This is a genomic window from Parasphingomonas zepuensis (genome assembly GCF_036663735.1).
Taxonomy (GTDB): Bacteria; Pseudomonadota; Alphaproteobacteria; order Sphingomonadales; family Sphingomonadaceae; genus Sphingomonas.
On record NZ_JAXOJO010000031.1, the window covers coordinates 1 to 1,460 of the forward strand.

Annotated in this window: 2 protein-coding genes; both read right to left on the reverse strand. The window is 66.4% G+C overall.

Annotated features, from left to right (window positions below; genetic code table 11):
- On the reverse strand, positions 1-918 hold a 918-nt coding region (locus tag U1769_RS24950), incomplete at its 3' end, for a copper resistance protein B (RefSeq protein WP_332720859.1).
- The coding region (locus U1769_RS24955) for a multicopper oxidase domain-containing protein (protein WP_332720860.1) at positions 915-1,460 on the reverse strand (546 nt) is incomplete at its 5' end. The genes U1769_RS24955 and U1769_RS24950, both read right to left, overlap by 4 nt.

Below are 1,460 nucleotides of genomic sequence, written 5' to 3' on the forward strand. Positions count from 1 at the left end.
AGCCAGATTGAACTCGACGCGCGGTTGCAGGATCACCCGCTGCGTGATGCGCTGATCGTAACTGGCCGCGAGCCGTCCCAGCACATCGCCTCTGGTCGATACAAACGCATGCGCTTCGACTTCAAACCAATAGGGGGCGCGTCCCTCGACGCCGAAAGCGGCATAGCTGCGCGCCTTGGGTTCGAAATCGTGACGGACGCCCGCCTGCAGATTGAAATAGGGACCGATCGCACGGCTATAGAGCGCCTGTGCCTCGGCGCTTTCGACCGCCTCCCCGAAACTGCCTTCGCCTTCGGTCTTGACGACCAGCCGGTCGATGTCGCCGCCGAACCAGCCTTCGCCCTCCCAGCGATAGCCTTCGCGCCCCTGGCGGATTTGCAGCTCGGCGATGTCCAGCATAATTTGGCTGAAGGTGCCGCCGCCATGCTCGCTGCGCAGTGCCTTGCGCGCACCGATCATCGCGTCGCGGCCCCAGACGCGGTCGGCATAGCTCGGTTCCGGCGCGGCGGGGGCTGGCGCGTTTCCGGCGGGAAGTGCGGTCCCCCGACTTCCGGTGCTCGGTGCATCGGCGGCCATGCCGGGCATCGCCGAGCTATTGCCGTCGGCCTTCTCGGGCGCGGCGGGGGCCGCACCGGCGGGCGTGCAATGCCCCATCGCCGCATGCTCCGGCGGGCAATTCGGATCGGCGGCAGGTGCGGCCTGCGCAGGTTTGGCGGGTGACGCCTTCGCCGCCGGCGTCGCGGCGGGGGCTGGTTTCGCCGCTGGCTTCGCGGCGGGACGTGGCTTCACCACCGGTTTGTGCTTGGGCGCGGGTTTCGCCGGCATCTTCATGCCGGGCATTTTGGAATGATCCATCGTCTGCGCGGCGACGGGTGCGGCCAGTGCGATGGCGGCGGTGGCGAGCAACAGCATCTTCATGCGCCCTCTCCGCGCGGGCGGACGGTGACGACCTGCATCATTCCCGCGTGCATGTGATAAAGCATGTGGCAGTGAAACGCCCAGTCGCCGATCGCGTCGGTGGTGACGTCGAAGGTCACCGTGCCGCCCGGCTGCACCTGCACCGTATGCTTGCGTGGTGCATGTTCGCCATGCCCTGTCACCAGCTCGAAGAAATGGCCGTGAAGATGGATCGGGTGGCCCATCATCGTGTCGTTGACGAGCGTTACGCGCACTCGCTCATCCTGCAGAAACGGGATCGGATCCCTGACCTCGTTCAGCTTCTCACCATCGAACGCCCACATATAGCGTTCCATATTGCCGGTCAGATGGATGCGCATCGCCCGGTCGGGTGCGCGCACATCGGGGTTGCGTGTCGTCGCGATCAGGTCGCGATAGACCAGCACCATGTGCCCGACATCCGCCAGCCCCTGTCCGGGCTCGCCGGTGCGGTCCATCGGCATTGGCGAGATCGTCTGGACGGTCGGCGTTTTCTTGACGCCGGGCGCGACGGCGAAATCGCG